The 25,359-nt window shown below is 68.3% G+C and carries 20 protein-coding genes and 1 tRNA gene; 8 read left to right on the top strand and 13 right to left on the bottom strand.

Going from position 1 to position 25,359, the window contains the following annotated elements; genetic code table 11:
• Nucleotides 1–21: 21 nt before the first annotated feature.
• From Q8W71_RS05310 to Q8W71_RS05275, 8 genes are all read right to left on the bottom strand, one after another.
• A complete protein-coding gene (locus tag Q8W71_RS05310; protein ID WP_305524290.1) occupies nt 22–1,002 on the bottom strand; it encodes an ABC transporter ATP-binding protein in 981 nt (326 codons plus the stop codon).
• The gene (locus Q8W71_RS05305) at nt 999–1,979 is read right to left on the bottom strand and encodes an ABC transporter ATP-binding protein (protein WP_305524289.1); all 981 of its coding nucleotides are present in this window, start codon (nt 1,977–1,979) and stop codon (nt 999–1,001) included. The genes Q8W71_RS05310 and Q8W71_RS05305 overlap by 4 nt, the downstream gene beginning before the upstream one ends.
• 208 nt (nt 1,980–2,187) lie before the next feature.
• Nucleotides 2,188–3,162, bottom strand: a complete 975-nt coding sequence (locus Q8W71_RS05300; RefSeq protein ID WP_305524288.1) for an ABC transporter permease — start codon at nt 3,160–3,162, stop codon at nt 2,188–2,190.
• Nucleotides 3,159–4,139 (bottom strand): ABC transporter permease, encoded by a 981-nt coding sequence (locus Q8W71_RS05295; protein ID WP_305524287.1) that lies wholly within the window; start codon nt 4,137–4,139, stop codon nt 3,159–3,161. Before Q8W71_RS05295 ends, Q8W71_RS05300 begins: the two co-directional genes overlap by 4 nt.
• 13 nt (nt 4,140–4,152) lie before the next feature.
• Nucleotides 4,153–5,769: an ABC transporter substrate-binding protein gene (locus tag Q8W71_RS05290; RefSeq protein ID WP_305524286.1), complete on the bottom strand. Its 1,617-nt coding sequence runs from the start codon at nt 5,767–5,769 to the stop codon at nt 4,153–4,155.
• Nucleotides 5,770–5,938: 169 nt separating this feature from the next.
• Complete coding sequence (locus tag Q8W71_RS05285) at nt 5,939–9,103, bottom strand: multidrug efflux RND transporter permease subunit (protein WP_305524285.1); 3,165 nt, start codon at nt 9,101–9,103, stop codon at nt 5,939–5,941.
• Between the two features lie 18 nt (nt 9,104–9,121).
• Nucleotides 9,122–10,363 (bottom strand): efflux RND transporter periplasmic adaptor subunit, encoded by a 1,242-nt coding sequence (locus Q8W71_RS05280; RefSeq protein WP_370875347.1) that lies wholly within the window; start codon nt 10,361–10,363, stop codon nt 9,122–9,124.
• A gap of 203 nt (nt 10,364–10,566) precedes the next feature.
• Nucleotides 10,567–11,163, bottom strand: a complete 597-nt coding sequence (locus Q8W71_RS05275) for a hypothetical protein (protein WP_305524284.1) — start codon at nt 11,161–11,163, stop codon at nt 10,567–10,569.
• Between the two features lie 26 nt (nt 11,164–11,189).
• On the opposite strand from Q8W71_RS05275, the gene Q8W71_RS05270 reads away from it, so the two are divergent.
• Nucleotides 11,190–11,750 (top strand): L,D-transpeptidase, encoded by a 561-nt coding sequence (locus Q8W71_RS05270; protein WP_305524429.1) that lies wholly within the window; start codon nt 11,190–11,192, stop codon nt 11,748–11,750.
• Between the two features lie 76 nt (nt 11,751–11,826).
• Here Q8W71_RS05270 and Q8W71_RS05265 read toward each other — a convergent pair whose 3' ends face one another.
• Complete coding sequence (locus tag Q8W71_RS05265) at nt 11,827–12,870, bottom strand: MaoC family dehydratase (RefSeq protein WP_305524283.1); 1,044 nt, start codon at nt 12,868–12,870, stop codon at nt 11,827–11,829.
• Between the two features lie 11 nt (nt 12,871–12,881).
• Nucleotides 12,882–13,184 (bottom strand): YggT family protein, encoded by a 303-nt coding sequence (locus Q8W71_RS05260; protein WP_305524282.1) that lies wholly within the window; start codon nt 13,182–13,184, stop codon nt 12,882–12,884.
• Between the two features lie 126 nt (nt 13,185–13,310).
• Here Q8W71_RS05260 and Q8W71_RS05255 point away from each other — a divergent pair.
• Both Q8W71_RS05255 and Q8W71_RS05250 read left to right on the top strand, forming a co-directional pair.
• Nucleotides 13,311–13,386, top strand: a tRNA-Ala gene (locus tag Q8W71_RS05255).
• A 374-nt stretch (nt 13,387–13,760) separates the two neighbouring features.
• On the top strand, nt 13,761–17,930 hold the full coding sequence (locus Q8W71_RS05250) for a peptidoglycan-binding protein (RefSeq protein ID WP_305524281.1): 4,170 nt from the start codon (nt 13,761–13,763) through the stop codon (nt 17,928–17,930).
• A 154-nt stretch (nt 17,931–18,084) separates the two neighbouring features.
• On the opposite strand, the gene Q8W71_RS05245 is transcribed toward Q8W71_RS05250, so the two are convergent.
• Nucleotides 18,085–18,972 carry a LysR substrate-binding domain-containing protein gene (locus tag Q8W71_RS05245; protein WP_305524280.1) on the bottom strand — a complete coding sequence of 296 codons (888 nt, stop codon included), beginning with the start codon at nt 18,970–18,972 and terminating at the stop codon, nt 18,085–18,087.
• Between the two features lie 103 nt (nt 18,973–19,075).
• On the opposite strand from Q8W71_RS05245, the gene Q8W71_RS05240 reads away from it, so the two are divergent.
• The 4 genes from Q8W71_RS05240 (at nt 19,076) to Q8W71_RS05225 (ending at nt 24,293) form a co-directional block, all read left to right on the top strand.
• Entirely contained in the window at nt 19,076–20,185 is a 1,110-nt protein-coding gene (locus tag Q8W71_RS05240; protein ID WP_305524279.1) for a phosphonoacetaldehyde reductase, read from the top strand.
• A gap of 17 nt (nt 20,186–20,202) precedes the next feature.
• A complete protein-coding gene (gene phnA, locus Q8W71_RS05235) occupies nt 20,203–21,447 on the top strand; it encodes a phosphonoacetate hydrolase (protein WP_305524428.1) in 1,245 nt (414 codons plus the stop codon).
• 4 nt (nt 21,448–21,451) lie between these two features.
• Entirely contained in the window at nt 21,452–22,903 is a 1,452-nt protein-coding gene (gene phnY / locus Q8W71_RS05230) for a phosphonoacetaldehyde dehydrogenase (protein ID WP_305524278.1), read from the top strand.
• An 88-nt stretch (nt 22,904–22,991) separates the two neighbouring features.
• Nucleotides 22,992–24,293, top strand: a complete 1,302-nt coding sequence (locus Q8W71_RS05225; protein WP_305524277.1) for an MFS transporter — start codon at nt 22,992–22,994, stop codon at nt 24,291–24,293.
• 217 nt (nt 24,294–24,510) lie between these two features.
• Here Q8W71_RS05225 and Q8W71_RS05220 read toward each other — a convergent pair whose 3' ends face one another.
• Complete coding sequence (locus Q8W71_RS05220; RefSeq protein WP_305524276.1) at nt 24,511–24,669, bottom strand: hypothetical protein; 159 nt, start codon at nt 24,667–24,669, stop codon at nt 24,511–24,513.
• Nucleotides 24,670–24,719: 50 nt separating this feature from the next.
• On the bottom strand, nt 24,720–24,893 hold the full coding sequence (locus Q8W71_RS05215; RefSeq protein ID WP_305524275.1) for a hypothetical protein: 174 nt from the start codon (nt 24,891–24,893) through the stop codon (nt 24,720–24,722).
• Nucleotides 24,894–25,166: 273 nt separating this feature from the next.
• On the opposite strand from Q8W71_RS05215, the gene Q8W71_RS05210 reads away from it, so the two are divergent.
• A partial coding sequence (locus tag Q8W71_RS05210; protein ID WP_305524274.1) for a transposase occupies nt 25,167–25,359 on the top strand: 193 nt, incomplete at its 3' end.

The raw sequence follows: 25,359 nt of genomic DNA, 5'->3' as shown, positions 1-25,359 counted from the left end.
GGGGCGGTCAGTCCCGCCCCATCAGTCCCGCCCCTCCTGGACCGCGTGGCAGGCGACGCCGTCGAGCAGCGCCGGCACCTCCGTGCGGCAGCGGTCGTTGGCCAGCGGGCAGCGCGGGTTGAAGGTGCAGCCCGGCGGCGGGTCGATCGGGTTCGGGATCTCGCCGGAGACCGGGGTGCGGGCGCGGCCGACATGGGCGAGGTCGGGCACCGCGTCGAGCAGCATCCGCGTGTAGGGGTGGCGGGGCCGGGCGAACAGGTCGCGCGACGGGGCCACTTCCACGAGGCGGCCGAGATACATCACCCCCACCCGCGTCGCCATGTGGCGCACCACGGCGAGGTTGTGGGAGATGAACAGGTAGGTCAGCCCCAGCCGGTCCTGGAGGTCGCGCATCAGGTTCAGGATCTGCGCCTGCACCGACACGTCGAGCGCCGAGGTCGGCTCGTCGCCGACCAGGAACTCGGCCTGGCTCGCCAGCGCCCGGGCGATGGCGATGCGCTGGCGCTGGCCGCCGGAGAAGGCGTGCGGGTACTTCCGCGCGTCGTCGGCGTGGAGGCCGACGAGGCCGAGCAACTCGCCGACGCGGGCGCGGATCGCCGCCTCGCCCTTGATCAGGTCGAAGGCCCGGATCGGCTCCGCGATGATCCGGCCCACCCGCCAGCGCGGGTTCATCGAGGCGTAGGGGTCCTGGAAGATCATCTGGATGCGGGCGCGCAGGCGCCGGCGCGCCGCTGCCTGCCGCGGGTCGGTCATCGACACGTTCGCGATCCGCACCTCGCCGGCCGAGGGCGGCAGCAGGCCCACCACCATCCGCGCCACGGTGGACTTGCCCGAGCCCGACTCGCCGACGATCGCGAAGGTCTCGCCCTTGACGATCTCGAAGCCGACCCGGTCGACGGCGGTGAGGAACCGGCGGGGCTCGCGCTCGATCACCCGGTTCAGCCACGGCTTCGACACGTCGAAGACGCGGCGCAGGTCGGTGACCTCGACGTAGGCGCTCATGCCGCCCTCGCGGCTTTGTCGTAGAGGTGGCACGCCACCCGGCTCGGGCCCACGGGCAGCGGCTCCGGCCGGTCGACGCGGCAGCGCGCGAACACCTTCGGGCAGCGCGGGTTGAAGGCGCAGCCCGGCGGGATCGCGGTCAGCCGCGGCATCGCGCCGGGGATCTGGCTGAGGCGGTCCGCGTCCTGGCTGAGCGTCGGGATCGCGCCCATCAGACCCACCGCGTAGGGGTGATGGGGATCGCGCACCACGGAGGCGACGGGGCCGATCTCGGCCAGCCGCCCGGCATACATCACCGCCACCCGGTCGGCGGCCTCGGCGATCACGCCCATGTCGTGGGTCACCAGCATCACCGCGGTGCCGTGGTCGCGGCACAGGCGCTTCAGGAGCGTGATGATCTGCGCCTGCACCGAGACGTCGAGCGCCGTGGTCGGCTCGTCGGCGATGATCAGCTCCGGCTCGGCCGCGAGCGCGAGGGCGATGACCACGCGCTGGCGCATGCCGCCGGAGAACTCGTGCGGGTAGCCGTCGATCCGCCGCTCGGGGGCGGGGATGCCGACCTCGGCGAGCAGGTCGATGGCGCGGGCGCGGGCCGCGCGGGCCGAGAGGCCGGTGTGGGTGCGCAGGGTCTCGACGATCTGATCGCCGACCCGGAACAGCGGGTCGAGCGAGGTCAGCGGGTCCTGGAAGATCATGCCGATGCGCTTGCCGCGCACCCGCCGCATCTCGGCCGGGGACAGGGTGTCGATCCGCTCGCCGCCGAGCCGGATCTCGCCGCCCGCGACGCGTCCGGGCGGGTCGATCAGCCCGATCACCGCCGAGCCGGTCACCGACTTGCCGGCCCCGGACTCGCCGACGACCCCCAGGATCTCGCCGCGGCCGATGTCGAACGACACCCGGTCGATGGCGGTGAGCAGGCCGCGGCGGGTGGCGAAGGCGACCGTCAGGTCGCGCACCGAGAGGACGGGTTCGGTCATGCGCTCATGCTCTCGGCGGCGCTTCCCACCCACTCCCTCATCCTGAGGCGCAGAGCGAAGCGGAGCCTCGAAGGAGCCCTCCAGAAGCCGCGCGATCCCTGGAGACCTCCTTCGAGGCCGCTGGCGCGGCACCTCAGGCCGCTGGCGCGGCACCTCAGGATGAGGACGCGGGGAGGAATGAACGAAGTGCCGTTGAGGGGAACGCGCATTACTGCAGCTTCGGATTGAGCGCGTCCCGCAGCCAATCGCCCAGCAGGTTGATGGCGATGACGAGGCCGGCGAGCGCGAGGCCGGGGAAGGCGACGATCCACCACTCGCCCGAGAACAGGAAGCGGTTGCCGGTGCGGATCAGGGTGCCGAGCGAGGGCATCGTCTCGGGCAGGCCGGTGCCCAGGAACGACAGCGTCGCCTCGGTGATGATCGCGAGCGCGAGGTTGATCGTGGCGATGACGAAGACCGGACCCGTCACGTTCGGGAGCACGTGCCGGACCATGATGACGGGCGCCGACAGGCCGATCAGCCGGGCGGCCTGGACGTAGTCCTTGCCCTTCTCGACCATCACCGAGGAGCGCACGGTGCGGGCGTACTGCACCCAGAACGACAGGCCGATCGAGACGACGATCAGCCCGATCAGGGGGCCGACGTCGAGGGCGCCCCCGAAGGCCGCCTTGGCGACGCCGTCGACGACGAGCGCGATCAGGATCGCCGGGAAGGTGAGCTGCACGTCGGCGATCCGCATGATCAGCGTGTCGAGGGCGCCGCCCGCGTAGCCGGCCACCAGCCCGAGCGCGATGCCGAGGATGCCGGAGGTTAGGACGCCCAGCACGCCCACGATCAGCGACAGGCGCAGGCCGTAGAGCACCGCCGAGAGCACGTCGCGGCCCTGGTCGTCGGTGCCGAGGTAGAACGGCGCCTGCCCCTCCGCCTGCCAGATCGGCGGCAGGTTGGAGTTGATCAGGTCGAGCTGGGCCGGGTCGTAGGGGTTCTGGGGGGAGATCAGCGGCGCGGCGAGCGCGAGCGCCACCATGACGGCCGTGGCGATCAGCGCCCCGACCGCGAGCTTCGAGCGCAGGAAGCTCGCCAGCAGGTCGGAATCCCGGAACGCCGTCCAGCGCGACGGGGCCGCGGCACCCGGCTGCGGCACGGCGGCGATGTCGCCGGTGTCGAGGTCCTGGCCGCTCATGCCGCCTTCCCCGCCGGCAGCCGCAGGCGCGGGTCGACCACGGTGTAGAGGATGTCGACGACGAGGTTGATGGTCACGAAGATCAGCGCGACGAGGAGCAGGTAGGCGGACATGATCGGGATGTCGACGTTCTGCACCGCCTGCACGAACAGCAGGCCCATGCCCGGCCACTGGAACACCGTCTCGGTGATGATCGAGAAGGCGATGACCGAGCCGAGCTGGAGCCCGGCGATGGTGATGACCGGCACGAGCGTGTTCTTCAGCGCGTGCCGCAGGTGGACCGCCCGGGTGGTGAGGCCCCGGGCGCGGGCGAAGCGGATGTAGTCGGTGCGCAGCACCTCCAGCATCTCGGCGCGCACCAGCCGCATGATCAGCGTCATCTGGAACATGCCCAGCGTGATCGACGGCAGGATCAGCGCCTTGAGGCCCGACGCGGTGAGGAAGCCCGTCGTCCACCAGCCGAGCCGCACGGTGTCGCCGCGCCCGTAGCTCGGCAGCCAGCCGAGCGTCACCGAGAACAGGAAGATCAGGAGGATGCCGGTGAGGAAGGTCGGCAGGCTGATGCCCACCAGCGAGACCGCCTGGAACAGGCCGGCGAGCCAGGAGTCGCGCCGCAGCGCGCAGTACACGCCCATCAGCACGCCCACGACGAGGGCGAACACGGTGGCGCAGAAGGCGAGTTCCAGGGTCGCCGGCATGCGGTCGGCGAGCAGCCGCGAGACCGGTTGCCGGAACTGGTAGGAGATGCCGAACTCGCCCCGGAGCACGTCGCCCGCGTAGCGGCCGAACTGGACGATCACCGGATCGTCCAGCCCGAGGCTCTTGCGGATCTCGGCCCGCTCGGAGACGGGCGTGTCGGGGCCGACGATCTGGTTCACGGGATCGCCCGCGAACCGGAACATCGAGAACGCGATGAGCCCGACGACCGCGAGCACCGCGGCCGCCTGGATCACCCGACGCAGCAGGAACGCGAGCACGCTGAACGCTTCCTCAGGACGGGGTCTTGTCCTTCGAGACCCAGTAGAGCAGCAGCATGTTGTCCGGCCGCTGGACGAGGTGGACCTTCTTCGACACGCCCCAGGCCAGCGCCTGCTGGTGGAGCGGGATGTAGCCCCAGTCCGCCTGGATGAGGTCGAAGCCCTCCTTGATCAGCGCGTCGCGCTTGGTCTTGTCGGTCTCGCCCTCGACCTTGTCGGCGATCTCGTCGATCTTCGGGTTGCAGTAGCCGCCGAGGTTCCAGCCGCCCCGGCCCGACTTGTCGCCGGCTTTGCGGCAGCCCGCGATCTCGAACAGGATGTTGTGGCTGTCCTGCGAGGACGGGGTCCAGCCGACGAGGTAGAACGAGGTGTCGTAGCCCGGCGCCAGCACCTTGGCGAAGTACTTGGCCTTCGGCTGCGCGTTGAGGTTCACCTTGACGCCGATGCGGGCCAGCATCGAGACCACCGCCTGGCAGATCGCCTCGTCGTTGACGTAGCGGTCGTTCGGGCAGTCCATGGTCAGCGAGAACCCGTCCGGATAGCCCGCCTCGGCCATCAGCTCCTTGGCCTTCTTCAGGTCGGTCGCCGGCCGCTTGAACTCGCCCGCGCGGTCGTAGAGCGCGGGCGCGATCAGCAACGCGGAGGGCGTGGCCTGGCCGCGCATCACGCGCTTGGCGATCGTGTCCTCGTCGATGGCGAGGTAGAACGCCTCGCGCACCTTCGGGTCCTTGAACGGGTTCTTGCCCTTCACCGACGAGTCCTTCAGCTCGTCGCGCCACTGGTCCATGCCGAGGAAGATCGTGCGGAGTTCCGGCCCGGTCATCACCGTGGCGGTGCCGCTGGCGTTGACCCGCTGCTGATCCTGGAGCGGCACCGGGTCCATCCAGTCGACCTCGCCCGACAGGAGGGCGGCGACGCGGGTGGCGTCGTTGCTGATCGTCGTGAACACCGCTTGGTCGAGGTTCGACTCGACCTTGCCCCAGTAGCCCGGGAACTTCTTGAAGATGGTCTTCACGCCGGGCTGCTGCTCGGTGATCACGAACGGGCCGGTGCCGTTCTCGTGGAGCGTGGCGTAGCCGGGGTTGCCGGCGGTGGGCGCGGTGGGCTGCACGGCGCCGTTCTTCTCGGCCCACGTCTTCGACATGATGTACCACGTCGGGAATTGGGCGATGGCGATCGGGTTGGGCCGCTTGAGCACCATGTCGACGGTGTAGTCGTCGACCTTCACGAATTCGGCGTCGGCGGGCACGTTGGTCTGGAAGTTCGAGCCGGGCGCGCGCACGCGCTGGGCGGAGAAGATCACGTCGTCAGCGGTGAACGGCGAACCGTCGTGGAACTTCACGCCCTTGCGCAGGTGGAACCGCCAGCGGGTCGGCTCCGGCGTCTCCCAGGATTCCGCGAGCTGGGGCACGATCTTCATGTCCTTGTCGCGGGTCACGAGCGCTTCGTAGACCGCCGCGTGCATGCCGATCGTGAACGTCTCCTTGAGGGAGTACGGGTCGAGGGACTTGATGTCGCCCTGGAAGGCGAAGCGGAACACGTTCTCGGCCTGCGCCGGCATCGCGACGAGGGCGAGGGCCGCCCCCGCGGCGACGCCGCGGACGAGGCTCTTCAGGAGGGTTCGGGACACGCTGATCTCCGGGACCTGGGAACGGGATTGCCGGCGCGGCGACCGACGGTAATCCGGCAATCGGCGCCGGCAAAGGGGCGTTCGGAGCAACCCCCAGCAAGCGCCGGGCCAGATGTATCCAAAATGCGGTCGGCCGCCGCGCGGGTCGCGCCGCGCGGCGGCCGGCGCCTCACTCCGCGGCCGTGGCGTGCGGCCGGTGTTCCGGGACCGCCGCCTCGCCCGCGCGCTCGCCCGCCGCCACGTCCTTGCGGCGGAAGATCCGCATGACGACGACGAAGAACACCGGCACGAAGAACACCGCCAGCACGGTCGCCGTGATCATGCCGCCCATCACGCCGGTGCCGATCGCCTGCTGGCTCTTCGAGGCGGCGCCGGTGGCGATGGCCAGCGGCACCACGCCGAAGATGAAGGCGAGCGAGGTCATCACGATCGGACGGAAGCGCAGCGTCGACGCGTCGATCGCCGCCTTCACCACCGAGGTGCCGGGCTTCCACAGGTCCTTGGCGAACTCGACGATCAGGATCGCGTTCTTGGCCGACAGGCCGATGATCGTGATCAGCCCGATCTTGAAGTACACGTCGTTGGGCATGCCGCGCAGGTACACCGCCGCCACCGCGCCGATGACGCCGAGCGGGATCACGAGCAGCACCGAGAACGGGATCGCCCAGCTCTCGTAGAGCGCCGCGAGGCACAGGAACACGATCAGCACGGACAGGGCCAGCAGCAGGCTCGCCTGCGAGCCCGCGAGCTTCTCCTGGAGCGACTGGCCGGTCCAAGCGTAGCCGAAGCCCTTCGGCAACTGGAGCATCAGCCGCTCCATCTCGTTGATCGCGTCGCCCGACGTGTAGCCGGGGTTCGGCTCGCCGGTGAAGCGCACCGACTGGTAGCCGTTGAAGCCGACGATCTGGCTCGGCCCCATGCTCCACTTCAGCTCCGCGAAGGAGGAGAGCGGCACCATCGTCCCCTGCGCGTTCTTCACCGCGTAGTTGAGGATGTCGGCCGCGTTCAGCCTCTGGAGCTGCTCCGCCTGCACGTAGACGCGCTGCATCTTGCCGCGGTTCGGGAAGTCGTTGGTGTAGACCGAGCCGAGGTTGACCTGGATCGTGTCGTTGATGTCCTCGAACTTCACGCCGAGCGCGGCCGCCTTCTCGCGGTCGATGATCAGCTCGGCCTGCGGAGTCGCGGGCAGGCCCTCGATCTTCACCTTCTGGAGGATGGGACTGCGCTTGGCGAGTTCCAGCAGTTGCGCCTCGGCGGCGGTGAGCGCCGCGTAGCCGCGCTGCGCCCGGTCCTGGAGGCGGAACGAGAAGCCCGCCGCGTTGCCGAGGTTGTCCACCGGCGGCGGCTCCTGCGCGTCGATGGTCGCGTCGCGGTAGTTGGCGAGCGCGTCGTTGGTGCCCTTCACGAGGTTGGCCGCGGAATTGGCCGCGTCGCGCTCGCTCCAGGGCTTCAGCGTCACGAACGCCTGGCTGGTGTTCGGGCCCTGGCCGGAGAACGAGAAGCCGTTGAGGATCGTCACCGTCGCCACGCCCGGCTGGGCGAGCAGGTGCTCCTCGACCTTGCGCACGGCGGCCAGCGTCCGGTTGAACGAGGCGCCGGGCGGGGTCTGGACGTCGACGGTGAAGAAGCCCTGGTCCTCCACCGGCAGGAAGCCCTCTGGCAGGTTCACGAAGGCGTAGGCCGTGCCCGACACCAGCGCGAGGTAGACCAGCATCACCCGTCCGGACTTGCGGATGAACCACGCCGTGCCGCGGCCGTAGCGGGCCGTCTCGCGGTCGACGAAGCGGTTGAACATCCCGAACACGCCGCCCTTGGCGTGGCCGTGGCCCTTCTCGATCGGCTTGAGGAAGGTGGCGCACAGCGCCGGCGTCAGCGACAGGGCGAGCAGCGCCGAGAAGGCGATGGAGGTGACCATCGCGATCGAGAACTGCCGGTAGATGATGCCGACCGAGCCGGGGAAGAACGCCATCGGGATGAACACCGCCACCAGCACCAGCGTGATGCCGATGATCGCGCCGGTGATCTGGTCCATCGCCTTGCGGGTCGCCTCCTTCGGCGGCAGCCCCTCCTCGTTCATGATGCGCTCGACGTTCTCGACCACGACGATGGCGTCGTCGACGAGGATGCCGATGGCCAGCACCATGCCGAACATGGTGAGCACGTTCACCGAGAAGCCGGACAGCCACATCACCGTCACCGTGCCCATCAGGGCGATCGGCACGACGATGGTCGGGATGAGCGTGTAGCGGATGTTCTGGAGGAACAGGAACATCACGAGGAAGACGAGCACCACCGCCTCGACGAGGGTGTGCATCACCTTCTCGATCGAGGCCTTCACGGCCGGGGTGATGTCGTAGGGGATGTCCCACTTCAGCCCCGGCGGGAAGAACTGCGCCAGCTCCTCCATCTTGGCGCGGATCGCCTTGGCGGTCTCCAGCGCGTTGCCGTCGGGGGCGAGCGTCACCGAGATGCCGGCCGCCTGCCCGCCGTTGAGGCGGGTCGAGAACTGGTAGGCGTCGCCGCCGAGTTCGATCCGGGCGACGTCGCGCAGGCGCACGTTCGAGCCGTCGGGGTTGGCCCGCAGCACGATCGCCCCGAAATCCTCGATGGTCGAGAGCTGGCCCTTGACGACGATCGGCGCCGTCAGCGCGTTCTTGTTCGGGCTCGGCTGAGCGCCGACCGCGCCGGAGGCGATCTGGATGTTCTGGTTGCGGATCGCGTCGCTGACGTCGCCCGGCGTGAGCGAGAGGCCGCGCAGCTTGTCCGGATCGACCCAGACGCGAAGGCTGCGCTCGGTCGAGTAGAGCGTCGCGCGCCCGACGCCGGGGATTCGGCGGATCTCGTTGATGACGTTGCGGATCAGGAAGTCGCCCAGCCCGACCTCGTCCATCGAGCCGTCGGTGGAGACCAGCGTGATGATGTTGAGCGTCGCCGCGGAGGCCTCCTCCACGAGGATGCCCTGCTGGCGGACCTCGGCCGGCAGGCGCGCCTCGACGCGCTTGAGGCGGTTCTGCACCTCGACCGAGGCCAGCGACGGGTCGGTCCCGGGCTGGAAGGTCGCGGTGATGTTGATCGAGCCGAACGAGTCGGTGGTCGACTCGAAGCTCATGATGTTGGCCGCGCCGTTCAGCTCGTCCTCGATGAGCCGGGTCGTGCCCGTGTAGAGGCTCTCGACGGAGGCGCCGGGGAAGGCGGTTGAGAGGGCGATCGAGGGCGGCGCGATCACCGGATACTGCGCCACCGGCAGGTTCGGGATCGCGAGCGCGCCGCCCAGGCAGATGAACAGCGCCACCACCCAGGCGAAGACCGGCCGGTCGATGAAGAAGCGTGCCATGGTCGGGACCGGCTCCGCTCAGCGCCGCTGCGCGGCCGCCTGCGGCTGCGGGCCGCCGGCGGGTTGCTTGAAGTCTGCGTTGCGGGCGTCGGGCGCGTCCGGCGCCTCGTCGGCATCGTGCCCGGCCGCCGCCTCGGCGCGGGCCGGGGACTGATCGATCGGCTTCACCTTCGCGCCGACGGTGATCTTCTGGAAGCCGTCCACCACCACCCGCGCGCCGGGGTTGAGGCCCGAGCGGATCAGCCAGTCGCCGCCCACCACGGGGCCGACATCGACAGGCTGGCGCATGACGGTGTCGTCGGCGCGCACCAGCCAGACCTCGGCGCGGCCGTCGTCGGTGCGCTGGATCGCCTGCTGCGGCACCGCGATGGCGTCGGCGTCGATGCCCTGCTTGATCCGCGCCCGGACGTACATGCCCGGAAACAGCTCGTCGTGCGGGTTGGGGAACTGCACGCGCAGGGTGACCTGCCCGGTGCTCGGGTCGGCGGTCACGTCCGAGAACAGCAGCCGCCCGGCGAGCGGGTACAGGCTGCCGTCGTCCATGATCAGGTGGACGTTGGCGGTGTTGTCCTCCAGCCGTGCCAGCTCGCCGCTCGCGAGATCGCGGCGCAGGCGGTTCAGCTCGCCCACCGACTGGGTGATGTCGACGTAGATCGGGTCGAGCTGCTGAATCGTGGCGAGCGCTCCCGTCGAGCTCTGGTCGATCAGGGTGCCCTCGGTGAGCAGCGCCCGGCCGATGCGCCCGGTGATCGGCGCGCGCACGTCGGTCCAGGACAGGTTGAGCTGGGCGCGGTCCCTTGTCGCCTTGGCGCCGGCCACCTCGGCCTCGGCCTGCTTCCGGGCGGCGAAGGCGGCGTCGTACTGTGCCTGGCTCGCGGTCGCACGGGTGAGCAGCGTCTCCAGGCGGTCGGCCTGCTGCTTGGCGAGCACCAGCGCCGCCTCCTGGCGGGCGAGCGCGGCCTCGGCGCTGGCGAGCTCGACCACGTAGGGCGCCGGGTCGATCTTGTAGAGGATGTCGCCTTCCTTGACCATGCTGCCCTGCTCGAACAGCCGCTTCACGACGAGCCCCGAGACCCGGGAGCGCACCTCGGCGATGCGCATCGGCGCGACGCGGCCGGGCAGGTCGCGCAGGTACGGGATCGCCTGCGGCTGCACCGTGACGACGCCGATCTCCGGCACGGGCGGGGTCGGGACCGCGGCCTGCTTCTGCTGGCAGGCGCCGAGCGCGATCAGCAGGAGGGCGGCGGGCAGGGTCCGCAGGGGGCGCAGGGTCCGCAGGGGGCGGGTACGGCGCTTGGTGACGGGGCTGTGGATCACGGGTCCGACGCTCCTCGGGAAAGGCGTCTGTTGGGATCGGCGCGTTCGACAGGATACGCCGAGAGAAGCCCCAGGTCGCGAGGACCGGGGGTTGCACGCCGTCAGCGTCTGCAAGCGTGGACGGACTGAGGCGCGGCGCGTCTCGATCAGGCCGCCCGGGGCGGGCGGTGCGGCGATCCCCGACCGATGGGTGGCGACGGCGGGCCGGCCGGCTCCGCGTAGGCGATCGCGGCGGTACGCCGCACGCGCACCGCGACCCGATGCGGGGCCAGCAGGCCGAACTCGGCGGGCACCTCGATGTCGGCGGCCTCGATGCTGCTCTCGTCGCGGGTGATCGACGCGGCGGGGCGCGCCGCCTTCGGAGCCGTCAGGCTCGCCACCGTCGTGATCCCGGTGCAGGCGTAGACCGGTCCGGTCGAGCGGACGGCCGCCGGCCCGCCCAGCAGAACCGTCCCCGCGGCGACCAGCAGCGCGAGCAGCGCGAAGCAGGCTCGGAGGCAGTCCGGCAGACCCGCATTGCGGCGGGGCGGGGGATTGGGCGCGATCACGGACCTGAGATAAGCATGGCCTTCCGCCAACGCAATCACCCCCCGGCCCGGCTCGCGGCGACCCTGTTGCAGGAAGGACACGCCCGGCCGCGAAAGCCGGTTGTGCGCCGCGCCGGCCTCATCCCTGCCGCGAAACCGGGGCCGGCTCGCGCCCGCGGCCGTCGTGCCACCCTCCGGTGGCGTGACCGAGGCCATCCCATCGACAGCGGGAGAACAGGATGATGTCGAGACGGATCGCGGTGCTGGCGCTTGCCGGGCTCGCCCTGGGGAGTCTGCCCGCGCAGGCCAATCCCTTCGACCGGGGGCCGATCGCCGACTTCCTCAACGTCTTCCGCACCCAGGCGATCCCGCGCGAGACGGTGGCCTGGAAGGGGTCGGAGAAGCCCGGCACGATCGTCGTCTCGACGGGGCAGAGGCGGCTCTACTACGTGCTCGGCGGCGGGGCGGCGATCCGCTACGGTGTCGGCGTCGGCCGCCAGGGCTTCTCGTGGTCCGGCCAGAAGACCGTCACCATGAAGAAGGAGTGGCCGGACTGGCGGCCGCCGCAGCAGATGCTGGCCCGCCGCCCGGACCTGCCGCGCTACATGGCCGGCGGCCAGGACAACCCGCTCGGCGCCCGCGCGCTCTATCTCGGCTCGTCGCTCTACCGCATCCACGGGTCGAACGAGCCCGAGACGATGGGCGCCGCAGTCTCCTCGGGCTGCATCCGCATGACCAACAAGGACGTGGTCGATCTCTACGACCGGGTCCGGGTCGGCACCAAGGTCGTGGTCCGCAACTGATTTCTTTGGACTTGGCCTTCGCCTGGCGGATGCGGGCGCGGATCCTGCCGCGCCCGCCCTCGCTCACTTGGGTCGTTCACTTGGGCATGAACGCCCAGTAGTCGAGGTCGAGGATCACCGCCGGGTCGTAGCCGTCGCCCGCCCGGTCGGGGAAGTCGCCGCAGGGCTGGTTCTTGGTGGCGACCGTGCGCAGGCGCAGCAGGCCGACATCGTCGCGGCCGACATCGGCCGTCTCCACCACCTCGCTCCAGGCGTAGACCGTGTCGCCGGCAAACAGCGGCGCCACGTGCCGCCCGGCGTTGATCCCGGCGATCGAGAAGGCGTTGGCGAGCCCGTTGAAGCTCAGCGCCCGCGCCAGGGAGATGACGTGACCGCCGTAGATCAGCCGGCGGCCGAAGCGGGTGTCGCGCGCCGCCAGCCCGTCGAAATGCACCTTGGCGGTGTTCTGGAACAGGCGCGTGGCGATCTGGTGCTCGGCCTCCTCGACGGTCATGCCGTCGACGTGGTCGATCCGCTCGCCCGCCGCGTAGTCGGAGAAGCGGTGCGGGCTGCCGGCGAGTTCGGTGTCGTAGGCCCCCGCCTTCAGGGGCGGCAGGGCGCCCGCGAGATCGCGCGGGTCGACCGCCTTGGCGAGCGTCGGCACCCGCTCCTCGCTGATCGCGGCCTCGGGGTCGCGCTTGCGCACGAGGACCCAGCGGCAGTAGCTCAGCACGGTCTCGCCGCGCGAGTCCGACCCGACCGAGCGGACGTAGACGACGCCGGTCTGCCGGTTGGAGCTCTCCTTCAGGCCGATCACCTCGGACACCGTCGACAGCGTCTCGCCCGGGTAGACCGGGCGCCGGAAGCCGCCCTCCGCGTAGCCGAGGTTGGCGAGCGCGTTGAGCGAGACGTCCGGCACGGTCTTGCCGAACACCATGTGGAAGGTGAGCAGGTCGTCGAGCGGGCTCTTCGGGTAACCCAGCGCCTGTGCGAAGGCGTCCGAGGACTGGACCGCGAAGCGGGGCCCGTAGAGGCCGGTGTAGAGCGCCACGTCGCCGGTCGTGACCGTGCGGGGCGTCGCGTGGCGGATGGTCTCGCCGAGGCGGAAATCCTCGAAGAAGCGGCCGGGATTGGTCTTCACGGGCGCCACCGTCAGCGGGCGTAGATGTAGGTCGCCGGCACGGCGTACTCGTGCAGGAGCCGGCTGATGAACAGCAGCAGCAGGATCAGGATGATCGGCGAGATGTCGACGCCGCCGAGGTTGGGCAGCAGGTTGCGGATCGGCCGCAGCGCCGGCTCGGTGATCCGGTAGAGCACCTCGCCGATCTGGGCGACGATGGGGTTGCGCACGTTCACGACGTTGAACGCGACGAGCCAGCTCAGGACTGCGCTGGCGATGAGAACGTAGATGAAGAGCTGTACGACCGTGTCGAAGAGCCAGATCAGGGCATTCATGCGGGCCGCGCGATGTCCTTGGAATGACGCCCGCGCCCGGGGCCGGATCGGCGGCGGTACGCGGCGTTGCAGATGGGAATTGACAGGCTGAGCCGCCCCCGCCTACAAGGCCGGCGTCCCCGGGACGGGGCTGTAGCTCAGATGGGAGAGCGCCGCAATCGCACTGCGGAGGTCAGGGGTTCGAATCCCCTCAGCTCCACCAGGGTTTCCTGGTGAAAATCGGTATTCCGGGCATTGCACTGACAAGGCCGTGGTCGCCTACGGTTAGCGGCCGGGGGCAACGCCTTCTGCTAAGTTCAGCCCCCTTCACACCCGCTCGTACCGCCCAGTCTCTGCTCCGTGTCTCGCGGCGGGCGCAGCGGTTTTCTGCACGCCTCGCCAGCGGCGAACCGTAGACGGGTTCGCATCGGCTCGCAGACCGCGTTCGAATCCATTCCTCAAGCCGCAGCCACCGTTCGACAACGCCACCGCCGCTTTTGGGGCGGTGAACACACCCGCTGTGTGACTTGTGCAACCTTGAATGTCGCTCTGGAACCATCGACAAGGGTCGCGACGGGGTTCGGGGAGGTTGCCGGCATGGTCCGCGCTGGGCTGCGCTGTGCGGTGCTTATGATCTTGGTGGTGGCTGCCGTGCGACCGGCGTCCGCGCAGGTCAATCCACTCGACATCTTCGGCGGTTTGATGGGCGCCGCGCAGATGCAGGCGGCGCGGGAAGCGTGGGCTCGCCTGCCGGGCGCCGACCGCTCTTGCCTCCAGCGTGCCCTGGCGACCCGCAACACGGACATCGAGGCGCTCGTCCGTAGCGGGATCGGACCCGAAGACGGCCGCCTCGGCCCCTACGTGTCCCAGTGCCGGCGCTTCACCGAGGCCAGCCTGCGCCGCGGCATCAGTTGCACCGTCCGTGACGACAACATTGGGGTTGTAGGCACGACCTGCGATCAGACCTTCGCTTACCGCGACGCCGCGGGCAGCGTTCGGCCGATCGACGTGCGCGAGGCCGTCGAGCTGCACTTCTCCGGCACCCGCGTGTTCGTCACCGACCTCGAGACGGAGGACGCGCGGCAGGCACGCGCGGCCCGGGTCGAGGCGCAGGGCCGGGCGGAGCAGTTGCAGGTGCTGCGCGCGACGCTGGCGAACTATCAGCGCCAGCCGTCACCGGTCGTGCGTGCCGAGGTTGCCCGCCTGCAGAACCGCATCGAGCAGCAGCTCTCCACCCGGGCCGGTCCGTCCGCGCCGGACACCGAAGCCATCGACCGCGCGGTCAAGGCGCTCGATGCGTTGTCCGACGCGGAGGCGTCACGGTTGGCGGCGCTCGATCGCCTGAACGGCCTACGCGCCCAGGCGGAGGCGCGCACGAAGGGCGACACCCCGGACGGTCTGAAGCGCCGTCTGACCGAGCTGCGCGCCGCGACCGCCGCGGTGTCCGAACCCCCGCGCCCGGTCCAGGTCCAGAAGGCGGTGCTGGCACCGGAGCGAGAGCTCGGGCCATCCTTCGACTGCGAGAAGGCGGCGACGCCGCTGCCGCTGATGATCTGCGAGGACGCCGGTCTGCGCCGCCTCGACCTGGAGCTGGCCAGACCGTTCTACGCGCTGCGCCATTTCCGGCCGGACGACGGGGCGGCGCTGAAAGCGGAATCGAACGACCTCGTCAAACGCACGCAGGAGGGATGCCGCATCCCCGACACGGGCAAGGTGAGCGGTACGTTGCGCGCCAGGGCGGTCCCGTGCATCGCGACGGTCTACCAGCGACAGCGGGACGCGTGGGCCGCACGCGTCGGCCGCGACGGGCCGGCCGGCGCGCGCCAGGAACTCGCACGCCCGATCGCCGAGCACGCGCATCTGCAGGAGGCGCTGCGCGCGACCGGCTTCCTGGCAAGCGATGCGCAGGCCGATGGCGTCTACGGCAGCGTCACCCGCCGCGCGATCACGGCTCTCGCCGAGGCCGAAGGGCTGACGGCCGACGGGTTCCTGTCGAACGCGCTGGCGGATCGGCTGGGACGGCGCTCCGGCGTTGCGCCGAGCGCGGGCGTGGTCATCGATCCAGGCCTGGTCACGCGCATCAACGCGGTGGCGAGCCGCTTCGACAGCTATCTCATCGATCTCGGGACCGAGGAGCGCGAGCGGTCCGCCCGGACGCAGGCGCAGGCGCGCCTCGACGAGCAGCGCAAGCGCGTGCAGGCCGTGCTCGCCGGTCCCGCGCCCGACGAACTGCGGGCGGACCTCACCGAGACGCTGCGGCAGTCCGAGGCGCGCGGGACGACGGACGCGCGCACCCTGGCGGACGGGATCGAGCGGCGCCTGACGCAGCTGGAGCCGCGCCTGCGGGAGGCGGAGGCGGTGCAGCGGGCGGTCACGGATCGGAACCGCTTTCTCGTCGAGGGCGATCCCGGCGATCTCGTGCTGCTCTACAACAGCTCGCCGAAGGCCGGCGGCGTGGCCCGCGGGCTCGACGGCGGCCTCGTGTTCGACCCCGAGCGCATGGTCGCCTGCGCGCTGCTCGACCCGCCGACGGGCCGCGTCGCGCAGGAACAACTCGCAGCCAAGGCCCGGGCCGTGGGCGCACCGATCAAGGACGCCTTCGCGCGCTGCACCGGCGCGCAGCAGCAGAGCGCCGACCTGATCGTGTTCGAGCGCGGCGCGCTGCGGGCGCAGTCCGGGCTGTTCGGCACGGTCGCCTCGGGCGTCGACACCGGTGTCTATGCTCTCGCCGGGACGCTTTCCAAGGCCGATCTTGACGCTGTGCATCAGGCGGAGGGGATCCGCGCAGCCGAGGCCGAGGCCGAGGTGGCGCGGGGCACCTTGGACGGACTCGCGATGGTGGCGCTCGCCAACGGCTCACGCACGCTCTGCCGCGTCGCCGCCGGCGACGCCGCGCTGCACGAGCGCCTCCTCAAGCCCTTCGAGGCCCTGCTGCGGGGCGAGTTGCGCGGGCCGACGACCACGGTGGCGTCGAGCGCGGACGGCGCCTTCCTGTCGGCCAAGCGCGGGCAGTGCGGGGCGATCTACGCCAGCGCCAAGGAGATGGCGGCGTTGAGCAAGGGGTTCACCCGCGACGGCGTAACGTTCCGCTATCTGCCGATCTGGATCGCGCCGGAGGTCGTCGAGAAGGCGCGGCAGGAACTCACCGACAAGGACGAGCAGGGCCGCCGCGCGCAGGCGGAGCGGGACAGGGAGCGGCAGGACGAGCAGGTGCGCCGGGACCGGCAAGCGGTGATCGAGCGCCTGAACCGATCGAAGGCTGAAGCCGAGGCCGCGCTGATGGCGGGCGTGCCGCCGGACCTGCAGGCGTTCCTGACCGGGTTCGTCGCCGATGTCGCCGCCGTTGGGCCGGACACGGCCGAGGCACGCCTGAGAGAGCTCGGTGATCGCTACGCGGAGAAGAGCGGGCGCATCGACGAGGCCGCGCGCCTCGCCCGCATCCTGACGCCGAAGAGCCGCTTCCTCATCGAGGGCGAGCGTGGCGACCTGATCGTGCTCTACAACGACGGCGGCAAGGCGCCCTCGGTAGTGCGCAACCTGCGCGGCGAGCTCGTGTTCGACGACGGGCGGGCCGCGGCGTGCGTCTATCACGCGCCCCTCGGCGACGTCTTCCTCAATCGCCAGATCCGCGACCGGACCGCGGCGTTGGGCGCCCGGCTCGACTTACCGTTGGCATCCTGCGCTCCCGGCACGCTGGCCGAACAGGACCTGATCTTCGCCGAGCGCGACCGCCTCCTGCGCGAGCCAGTCGACCGGGTGATCGCGCTCGCAGATGCGGTCAACGGCGGCCTGTACGCGCGGCTGACGGTCGTCGACGCGGCCGTGCTCGCGGCGACGAGGCAGGCCGAGGCCGCCAAGGCCAACGAGGTCGAGGCGACGGTGCGCGGCCGCAAGGTCGAAGGGTTCGGCGTAATCGTCGCGGCCAACGATTCGAGCGTCGTGTGCCGGGTCGGCGACGCCAACGCCGAGGCCCAGGACGCGATCCTGTCGCGGCTGGCCGAACGGCTCGGCGATGAACTGCCGAGCCGGCCGATCACCTCACCGACATCGGCGGACGGGGCCTTCATCGGTGTGAAGCGCGGCGAGTGCGGGGCGGTCTATGCCGCGGTAGCGGACCTGCTCGCGCTGGTCGAGGCGATGGGCCGCGATGGTCTTGGTTCTCGCTTCCTGCCGATCTGGATCACGCCGGAGGAAATCATCCGCACGCAGGCCGGCATCGACCAGGAGAAGCGCCGGAGGGTCGAAGACCGGGCCGAGCGCGACCGCGAACTGCGCGACCGGGACGCGATCGAGCGCGACAAGGCGGCGGAAGAGGCGCGGAAACGGGAAGCGCTGGAACGCGCGCTACGGGCACAATGGGGTGAGCGCGCGCGCACGTTCGAGCAGGCGCTGGGCGAGGAGGCGAAGGCGTTCGCGGATGGGCGGCCCTCTACCTTCTCGGATCGGTATCCGAAGCTGGCACGCGCCTACGCCAGTCTACGTGACGATCGGTGGGAGTTCATGTCGGCGCAGACGACGATCCTCGACTACGGCACGGCCATGTACAAGGAGCGGTCGCTGGAGACGGCGCTGGCGACGTCGACCATCAAGATGCGCAACCGCCTCCGGGGCGAGTACCGGGATGTCTGCTTCATCACCGGGTATGTGAGCGACACCGAGTTCGGCATGGTTCGCGACATGATCGGCGAGCCGTGTGACGGCAGTGGGCCCAAGCTAGTACAATACAAGCAGGGCGAACGCTTCGTGAGCAGGTGGATCGCTCCCTAGAAGGTGAGGCTGCGGTTCCGATCTGCGCCAACAGCCGACCTTCGGCAGCTTCACTCAAGAAGGCGGCTTCTCCACCGAACCCGGACTTTTGAGGGGAGGTTTCGGAGATGCTCCCGTCCGGCGAGAATTATGCAATCCATGCCAGCGATGGTCCTCAAGCAGCTGCAGGTCCGCTTCCTAGATTTTTGGTCACATCCAGGAAGGCCGAAATCATGCGCGAAGATACTCGGTCACGCAAACAGACAATCCGCGCATAATTGTAAATTTCGGCATCAACGATCGGCAAGCTGGTAATGCGCTTGTCGTCGATGTACTCCGCTTTGGACACAAAGCCGAAGCCAACTCCGCTAGCAACAGCCTCACGCACAGCTTCGCGGCTGCCGATTTCCATGACGACTTGTGGGATCACTCCTGCCGATGCCATTGCAGCATCGCTGGCGCGGCGCGTGTTAGATCCATGCTCACGGACCACCATTGGCTGCCCATGTAATTCAAGCAGCCGTATTCCCCTCCGCTTCTGACTGAACAGAGGGTGGTCCTTCCTTCCGAATGCGACGATTGGATCCTTGCTGTACTCCGATACCCATAAGCGAGGGTCCTCTTCGAAATGCGCCAGAACCGCGACATCTGAATGGAAGTCCAGGAGGTTTTGCAACACCATCTGCGAGTTACCGACAGACACTGAGATCTCAATCTGCGGATAACGGGCATGGAACGCGACCAGCATCTCGGTCGCGTGGAAGGGGCCGACCGCCCCGACCCGCAAGTGACCGGTGCGCAGCTCGCGGCTCTCGACCAGAAAATGGCGCGCCTCCGCTTCGTCGGCAAACAAGCGCCGTGTAATCGCCTGGAGCTGTCGTCCAGCGTCGGTCAAGCGCATGCGACCGCCAGTTCGCACGAACAGCTCAACTGCATACTCATCCTCCAGTGCACGGATCTGTGTGGTCAGCGTCGGCTGGCTGACGTTGAGCTGATTTGCGGCCGCGGTGACGCTCTCGGTGAACGCCACGACATGGAAGGCCCGGAGCTGAGTGTGTCTCATAGGTTTTTTCTATAGGAACGGCAAAAACTATCAATTCGCCGCAGGCGCTGCATTATGGTTCCTGTCTCCGCACCGAACCAACAAATTTGGGAGGAAGGCGGAGATGGCGGAGTCCTGGACTTACGCGAACCCAGTCACTGTGACGTTCGGCGAAGAGGCAACATCGGCAATCCGAGTTAGGCTCGCCGGTCGCAGCTTCTGCCTTCTGACCTACAATGATCATCCGTACTTCGACCACATGGTCGAGCGGATCAAAAAGGAAGTGGGTTACCCGACGGTCATCGTTCGCGATGTCGAACCGAATCCCAGCTTCAACGGGCTGCGGACTGCCTGCCACTCTTACGGCAAGGCTGGGATTCAGCCAGAAGCGATTGTCGCCTTTGGTGGCGGCTCAGTTATTGATACCGCCAAGGTGCTAGCTGCCTCAGGCAATGATTTCTCGCGCGTTCAGGCCTTCCTGGAGGGACGCAACGGACCCCAATTCCTGAGCGCCACGCCGATCATCGCGGTACCGACCACGGCGGGCACGGGCAGCGAAGTCACCTCCTGGGCGACCGTTTGGGACACTGACGCGAAGCAGAAGTACTCGCTCAATCGACCCAACCTCTATCCCGAGCACGCCATCCTTGATCCGCGAACCTCTCTCGACGTACCGCGCGGCCTGACGCTATCGACTGGATTGGATGCCCTGTCCCATGCGCTGGAGAGCATTTGGAACTATAATGCAAATCCGGTGTCAGCGAATCATGCCGTGCATGCGGCGACGGAAATCCTATCTGCGCTGCCGCTGCTGCTCGACCGGCTCGACGACATCGAGTTGCGTGGACGGGTTGCCAAGGCGAGCCTGTTCGCCGGGCTCGCCTTCTCCAACACCAAAACGGCGCTTGCCCACTCGCTCTCCTACTACCTGACCCTGCACCACGGCACCGTTCATGGGATCGCCTGCTCCTTCAGCCTCCCGGCGGTCATGCGCAGCGTGGTCGGTCGCAATGCGGATTGTGACGCTGCGCTCAAGCGCATCTTCGGTGACGACCTTGCTGCTGGGGCCGACCGGCTCGAAGCCTTCCTGAACCAGCTCGGCGTCTCGACCCGCGCCACCGACTACGGCGTCACGCGCGAGAACTGGATCGGCGCCATCGATGAAGCCCTGCAGGGCGAGCGCGGCCGCAACTTCATCGGCAGCCGCGAAGCGGTCCTGGCCGCGGCAGCCTGATGGAGGAAGCCATGAACATGCACATCAACCTCGGTGCGGACGTCGTTGCCAACGACCGCACATACCGGCGGCCAGAGAAGTCAGTCGTGGTCATCTGCATCGATGGGTCCGAGCCGGGCTACATCGAGGCCACGATCGAGAGAGGCCTCGCGCCGAATCTCGACCGCCTGATGAAGACCGGCGCGAACACAACGGCGCTGTCAGTCATCCCGAGCTTCACCAACCCCAACAACCTCTCGATCATCACCGGGCGTCCTCCAGCCTGGCACGGCATTGCCGGCAACTTCTTCTACGACCGTGAAGCGGGCGTCGAAGTGATGATGAATGACGCGCGCTTCCTGCGCGCGCCGACCATCTTGGCCGAGTTCCAGAAGGCCGGGATGAAGGTCGCGATGGTGACTGCCAAGGACAAGCTGCGCACGCTCCTCGGCAAGGGCCTCGACTTCGCCGACGGCACCGCGATCGCCTTCTCGTCCGAGAAGGCGGATAAGGCCATTAAGGCCGAGAACGGCATCGACAACGTGCTGGATTTCGTCGGTCTGCCCCTGCCGGAGGTTTACTCGGCTGACCTATCGGAGTTTGTGTTCGCTGCCGGCGTGAAGCTCCTCAAGACGTTCCGGCCCGATGTGATGTACTTGTCGACCACCGACTACGTGCAACACAAGGCGGCGCCGGGCTCTGAGGTCGCCAACAGCTTCTACGCGATGTTCGACCGCTACGTCGGCGAACTCGATGCGGCGGGCTGCACGCTGGTGATGACTGCCGATCACGGCATGAACGACAAGCACCTCGCGGACGGCCAGCCGGACGTGATCTACCTGCAAGAGATCCTCGACAAGGAACTCGGTGCTGGTACGGCGCGGGTGATCCTGCCGATCACCGACCCCTACGTCGCGCATCATGGGGCGCTTGGCTCTTTCGCCACGGTCTACGTCGATGCCGCTACGCGCGACGCGGTCGTCAGCATCGCCAAGGCCATTCCAGGCGTCACCGTCGCCATCCCGGCCGAGGAAGCCTGCCAGCGCTTCGAGCTGCCGGCCGATCGGATCGGCGATGTCGTGGTCCTCTCCGACCGGCACAAGGTGCTCGGTACGGCCGCGGCCAAGCACGACCTCTCCGGCCTGACCGAGCCTCTGCGCTCGCACGGCGGCCTCACCGAGCAGGTGGTGCCGATGATTGCTAACCGTCCGATCGCGGTCCCTGAAGGCCGCACACTGCGCAACTTCGACGTCTTCGACGTCGCCTTGAACCTCGTGCGGTGATGCCATGAACGTGAATGTAAAGCCGCCCGTGCGGCGCGAGGCCATGCGCATCGCCGGCAAGCTTGTCGAGACCGACGAGCAGGTCGAGGTCCGCAACCCCTACGACAACGCCCTCGTCGGTCTTGTGCCGGCGGCGCGCCCCGAGCATGTGCGGGAGGCCTTCGCCAAAGCCCGGGCGTTCAAGCCGCGGCTGTCCCGCTATGAGCGCCAGCAGGTCCTGCAGCGCACGGCCGAGCTGCTGCGTGACCGTAAGGAGACCTTCGCCGCACTCATCACGGCCGAGTCGGGGCTCTGCTGGAAGGACTCGCTCTACGAGGCCAGCCGCGCTTACGATGTCTGGTCCTTTGCGGCGCAGCTCACGATCAAAGACGACGGCGAGATCTACTCCTGCGATGTCTCGCCGAACGGCAAGGCTCGCAAGATATACACGACCCGTCTACCACTGCTCGGCGTGATCTCGGCCATCACGCCGTTCAATCACCCGCTCAACATGGTCAGCCACAAGCTGGCGCCGGCCATCGCCACCAACAACCGGCTGGTCCTGAAGCCGACCGAGCTGACGCCGCTCACGGCTCTGGCCCTGGCCGACGTGCTCTATGAAGCGGGTCTTCCACCGGAAATGCTCTCCGTGGTGACCGGCAACCCGTCCACTATGGGCGACTCCATGATCACCGACCCGGATGCTGACCTCGTCACGTTCACGGGCTCGGTCCGCGTCGGCAAGCACATCGCGAATACGGCGGGCTACAAACGCATCGTGCTCGAACTCGGCGGCAACGACCCGCTGATCGTCATGGAGGATGCCGACCTCGACAAGGCTGCCGAACTTGCGGTGACCGGAGCCACGAAAAACTCCGGCCAGCGCTGCACGGCAGTCAAGCGCATTCTGGTCGTCGAGAGTGTGGCCGACGCTTTCTCCAAGCTCGTGGTCGAGAAGGCCAAGCGCTTGAAATGCGGTGACCCGTCAGACCCGGAGACGGATGTTGGTACCGTTATCAACGAACGCTCCGCCGCCCTATTCGAGGCGCGCGTCAACGACGCGGTCGGGCGCGGTGCTGAGGTCCTGCACGGCCCCCCCCGCCAAGGAGCCTTATTCGCGCCGACCGTGGTCGATCGGATCTCATACGACTGCAAGCTGGTGCACGAGGAGACCTTCGGTCCGGTCATTCCGATTATCCGCTGCCCCGACGACATCGCCGAGGTGATCCGGATCTCCAACTCCACCGCGTATGGCCTGTCGTCGGGCGTGTGCACCAATCGACTCGACTACGTGAGCCGCTTCGTGGCCGAGCTTGAAGTTGGCACGGTCAACGTCTGGGAAGTCCCGGGCTACCGCATCGAGATGTCGCCCTTCGGTGGAATCAAGGACTCGGGCCTTGGCTACAAGGAAGGCGTCGTAGAAGCCATGAAGAGCTTCACCAATGTCAGGACCTGGTCGATGCCCTGGCATCAATAAAACGCCACGCGTGCTAAGGGTGCCGGATAGAAAATAGAGTTCGGCACCCGGCAACGTCCCCATTCACTGTCCCTGGGAGGGAACGTCGATGACCACCGCACAGGTGGGGGTGCCCGGCTTTGCCGTAACCCCAGTCCAAGCCTCATTCCGTCGTGCACAGTGGCGCATGCTACTGGCGGCGATGTTCTGCTACTTCTTCTTCTACACCGGCCGGCAGACCTTCGGTTTCGCTATTCCCGGGATTCAGGCCGAGTTCGGGGTCAGCAAGGAGACTCTCGGCTGGGTCAGCGCCGGCATGCTGTGGGCCTACGCGCTCGGCCAAGCCATTAACGGCAATCTCGGCGACAAATTCGGTGGCCGACGCGTGATGAGCGCCGGCGCAATCCTGTCCTGCGCGATGAATTGGGCGACGAGCTTCGCGACGGGCGTCTTCACGCTCGGCGGTTTCTGGGCCGTGAACGGCTATTTCCAGGCGATGGGCTGGGCGCCCGGCAGCCGCCTGCTCTCGAACTGGTGGGGCCGGCACGAGCGCGGAAAGGTGTTCGGCTGCTACGTGTTCGCGGCGGGCATGGCCTCGGTCTTATCCTTCGTCACCTCGCTCATCATCGTGCAGCAACTCCACCTCGACTGGCGCTGGATCTTCCGGATCCCGGTGCTTCTCCTGTTGGTCGGCGGCATCACCTTCTACTTGGTCGCCCGCGAGCGTCCGGAGGATCTGGGTTTCGCCTCGCCGCACGACGATGCCGTGGACGAAAGCGCCGCACAGGTCGCCGACGACGAGAGTTCCTGGGATCGCTACAAGGGCGTTCTGAAGAATTGGCGTCTTCTCGTCGGCGGTCTCGCCATTGGTTTCCAGAACGCTGCGCGCTACGGCCTACTCGTCTGGGTGCCGGTGCACTTCCTCGGTGCGAACTGGGCGAAGGCGAGCGCACAGACCGCCATGATCGATCCGAAGTGGATCAGCGTCGCCCTACCTGTCGGCATGGCCTTCGGTGCCGCGACCAACGGCTGGGTGTCCGATAAAGTTTTCGGATCCAAGCGCTACCTGGCAATCGTGCTCTACATGGCGCTTGCAGCTATTACTTCGCTGTACATGTACACGATCCCGACGACAGAGGTTTACAAAGGCCTCGCTGTCCTCTTCCTCTGCGGGTTCTTCGTCTACGGTCCGCAATCCTCGTTCTGGGCACTCTGCCCGGACCTCGTCGGGCACAAACGAGCCGGTACGGCGATCGGCGTGATGAACTTCTTCGCCTACCTGTTTGCCGGTCTCGGCGAGCCGCTGATCGGCGGGTTCATGGACACCCACAACGACACGTCGCTGGTGTTTCTGATCGTGGCTGCCGCCAGCGCGGCGAGTGCGACGGTGGCCTTGTTCATCCGCCGCTGAACGATCGAGTCTACACAGCTATCCACGCCGCCCCGTGCCCCTGGCTCGGGGCGGCCTTCCAGTGTCCGATGGAACGGCACGATCGAATCCTCGCCTTCCTCCTGGAACGGGACCCGGCCCGGCGACGCGCCGTGCCGGCATGCTTCGCTTCATACGGCTCAGTGACGACTGCCATCGGCGCGACGCTCGACGATGCTCGCGAGCTGCGTTCACATGGTCAACTGGCGCTCAGGAGAACAACGCCGGTGATCATCACGAAGCAGCCGATTAGGCGCCACAGTCCCACTGCCTCGCGCAGGACCACCATGCCGAGCAGCGCGCCGACCATCATCGACATCTCACGCGCCGTCGCGACTACGCTGAGCGGTGCGCCCATGTCCAAGGCCGTCAGTACGAGGATGTAAGAGCCTGTTTGAGGGCGAGAGATTAGGCTGGATTGTGGAGGGCGTTGGCGGCCATGAGGCAGGCGACGCAGGTGAGGCGACCGGTCGCCACGTCGAGACGGCCGGCACGCTCGCGCAGCAGGCCGGCCCAGTGGCTGAGCCAGCCGAAAGTGCGCTCGACGAGCCAGCGCCGTTCCAGCACGACGTCCTTCGACAAGCTCAGGATAAGGGCCCTTCTGATCCGGGTCCTTCTCGACGACGCGGTGGCGCATGCCGTGCAGATGGCACCAGTCCTTGCAGCGCTCGGCGGTGAAGGCACCGTCTAGGATGGCCAGACGCAGGCTGGGCCACGCCGCCTTGCCGTTATCCAGCGCCGTCAGCGTATCGCGATCGTAAGCGCTCGGTGACGGCTGCCTTGCGCGGATAGTGGCGCGCTCTGGATACAGGTGCTGGCGTCGGATGGCGCTGGATCGGCGCTGGGTCTGGACCTATGACTTCTCCCTCGCACGTCGTGGTCGCCGGCACGCGCCGGGCGTGGTCGCCGGAGCAGAAGCGAGCGATCCTGGCCGAGGCGGACGAGCCGGGCACGTCGGCCTCGGCGGTGGCACGCCGGCACGGGCTGCATTCCAGCCTGCTGTTTCGCTGGCGCCGCGCGGTCCTGGCTGAACAGCGGGCGGCGGTGG

Origin of the sequence: Methylobacterium amylolyticum (assembly GCF_030700245.1) — a bacterium.
Classification (GTDB): Bacteria; Pseudomonadota; Alphaproteobacteria; order Rhizobiales; family Beijerinckiaceae; genus Methylobacterium.
This window is presented reverse-complemented; position numbering and strand designations above follow the sequence as displayed.

Excerpts from the sequence above, each read along its gene's own strand:
- phnA (WP_305524428.1), top strand. The coding sequence starts at position 20,203 with ATGCACATCAACCTCGGTGCGGACGTCGTTGCCAACGACCGCACATAC.
- Q8W71_RS05285 (WP_305524285.1), bottom strand. The coding sequence starts at position 9,103 with ATGGCACGCTTCTTCATCGACCGGCCGGTCTTCGCCTGGGTGGTGGCG.
- Q8W71_RS05220 (WP_305524276.1), bottom strand. The coding sequence starts at position 24,669 with ATGGGCGCACCGCTCAGCGTAGTCGCGACGGCGCGTGAGATGTCGATG.
- Q8W71_RS05225 (WP_305524277.1), top strand. The coding sequence starts at position 22,992 with ATGACCACCGCACAGGTGGGGGTGCCCGGCTTTGCCGTAACCCCAGTC.
- Q8W71_RS05260 (WP_305524282.1), bottom strand. The coding sequence starts at position 13,184 with ATGAATGCCCTGATCTGGCTCTTCGACACGGTCGTACAGCTCTTCATC.
- Q8W71_RS05310 (WP_305524290.1), bottom strand. The coding sequence starts at position 1,002 with ATGAGCGCCTACGTCGAGGTCACCGACCTGCGCCGCGTCTTCGACGTG.
- Q8W71_RS05250 (WP_305524281.1), top strand. The coding sequence starts at position 13,761 with ATGGTCCGCGCTGGGCTGCGCTGTGCGGTGCTTATGATCTTGGTGGTG.
- Q8W71_RS05300 (WP_305524288.1), bottom strand. The coding sequence starts at position 3,162 with ATGAGCGGCCAGGACCTCGACACCGGCGACATCGCCGCCGTGCCGCAG.
- Q8W71_RS05240 (WP_305524279.1), top strand. The coding sequence starts at position 19,076 with ATGGCGGAGTCCTGGACTTACGCGAACCCAGTCACTGTGACGTTCGGC.
- Q8W71_RS05305 (WP_305524289.1), bottom strand. The coding sequence starts at position 1,979 with ATGACCGAACCCGTCCTCTCGGTGCGCGACCTGACGGTCGCCTTCGCC.
- Q8W71_RS05270 (WP_305524429.1), top strand. The coding sequence starts at position 11,190 with ATGTCGAGACGGATCGCGGTGCTGGCGCTTGCCGGGCTCGCCCTGGGG.
- phnY (WP_305524278.1), top strand. The coding sequence starts at position 21,452 with ATGAACGTGAATGTAAAGCCGCCCGTGCGGCGCGAGGCCATGCGCATC.
- Q8W71_RS05275 (WP_305524284.1), bottom strand. The coding sequence starts at position 11,163 with ATGGCCTCGGTCACGCCACCGGAGGGTGGCACGACGGCCGCGGGCGCG.
- Q8W71_RS05245 (WP_305524280.1), bottom strand. The coding sequence starts at position 18,972 with ATGAGACACACTCAGCTCCGGGCCTTCCATGTCGTGGCGTTCACCGAG.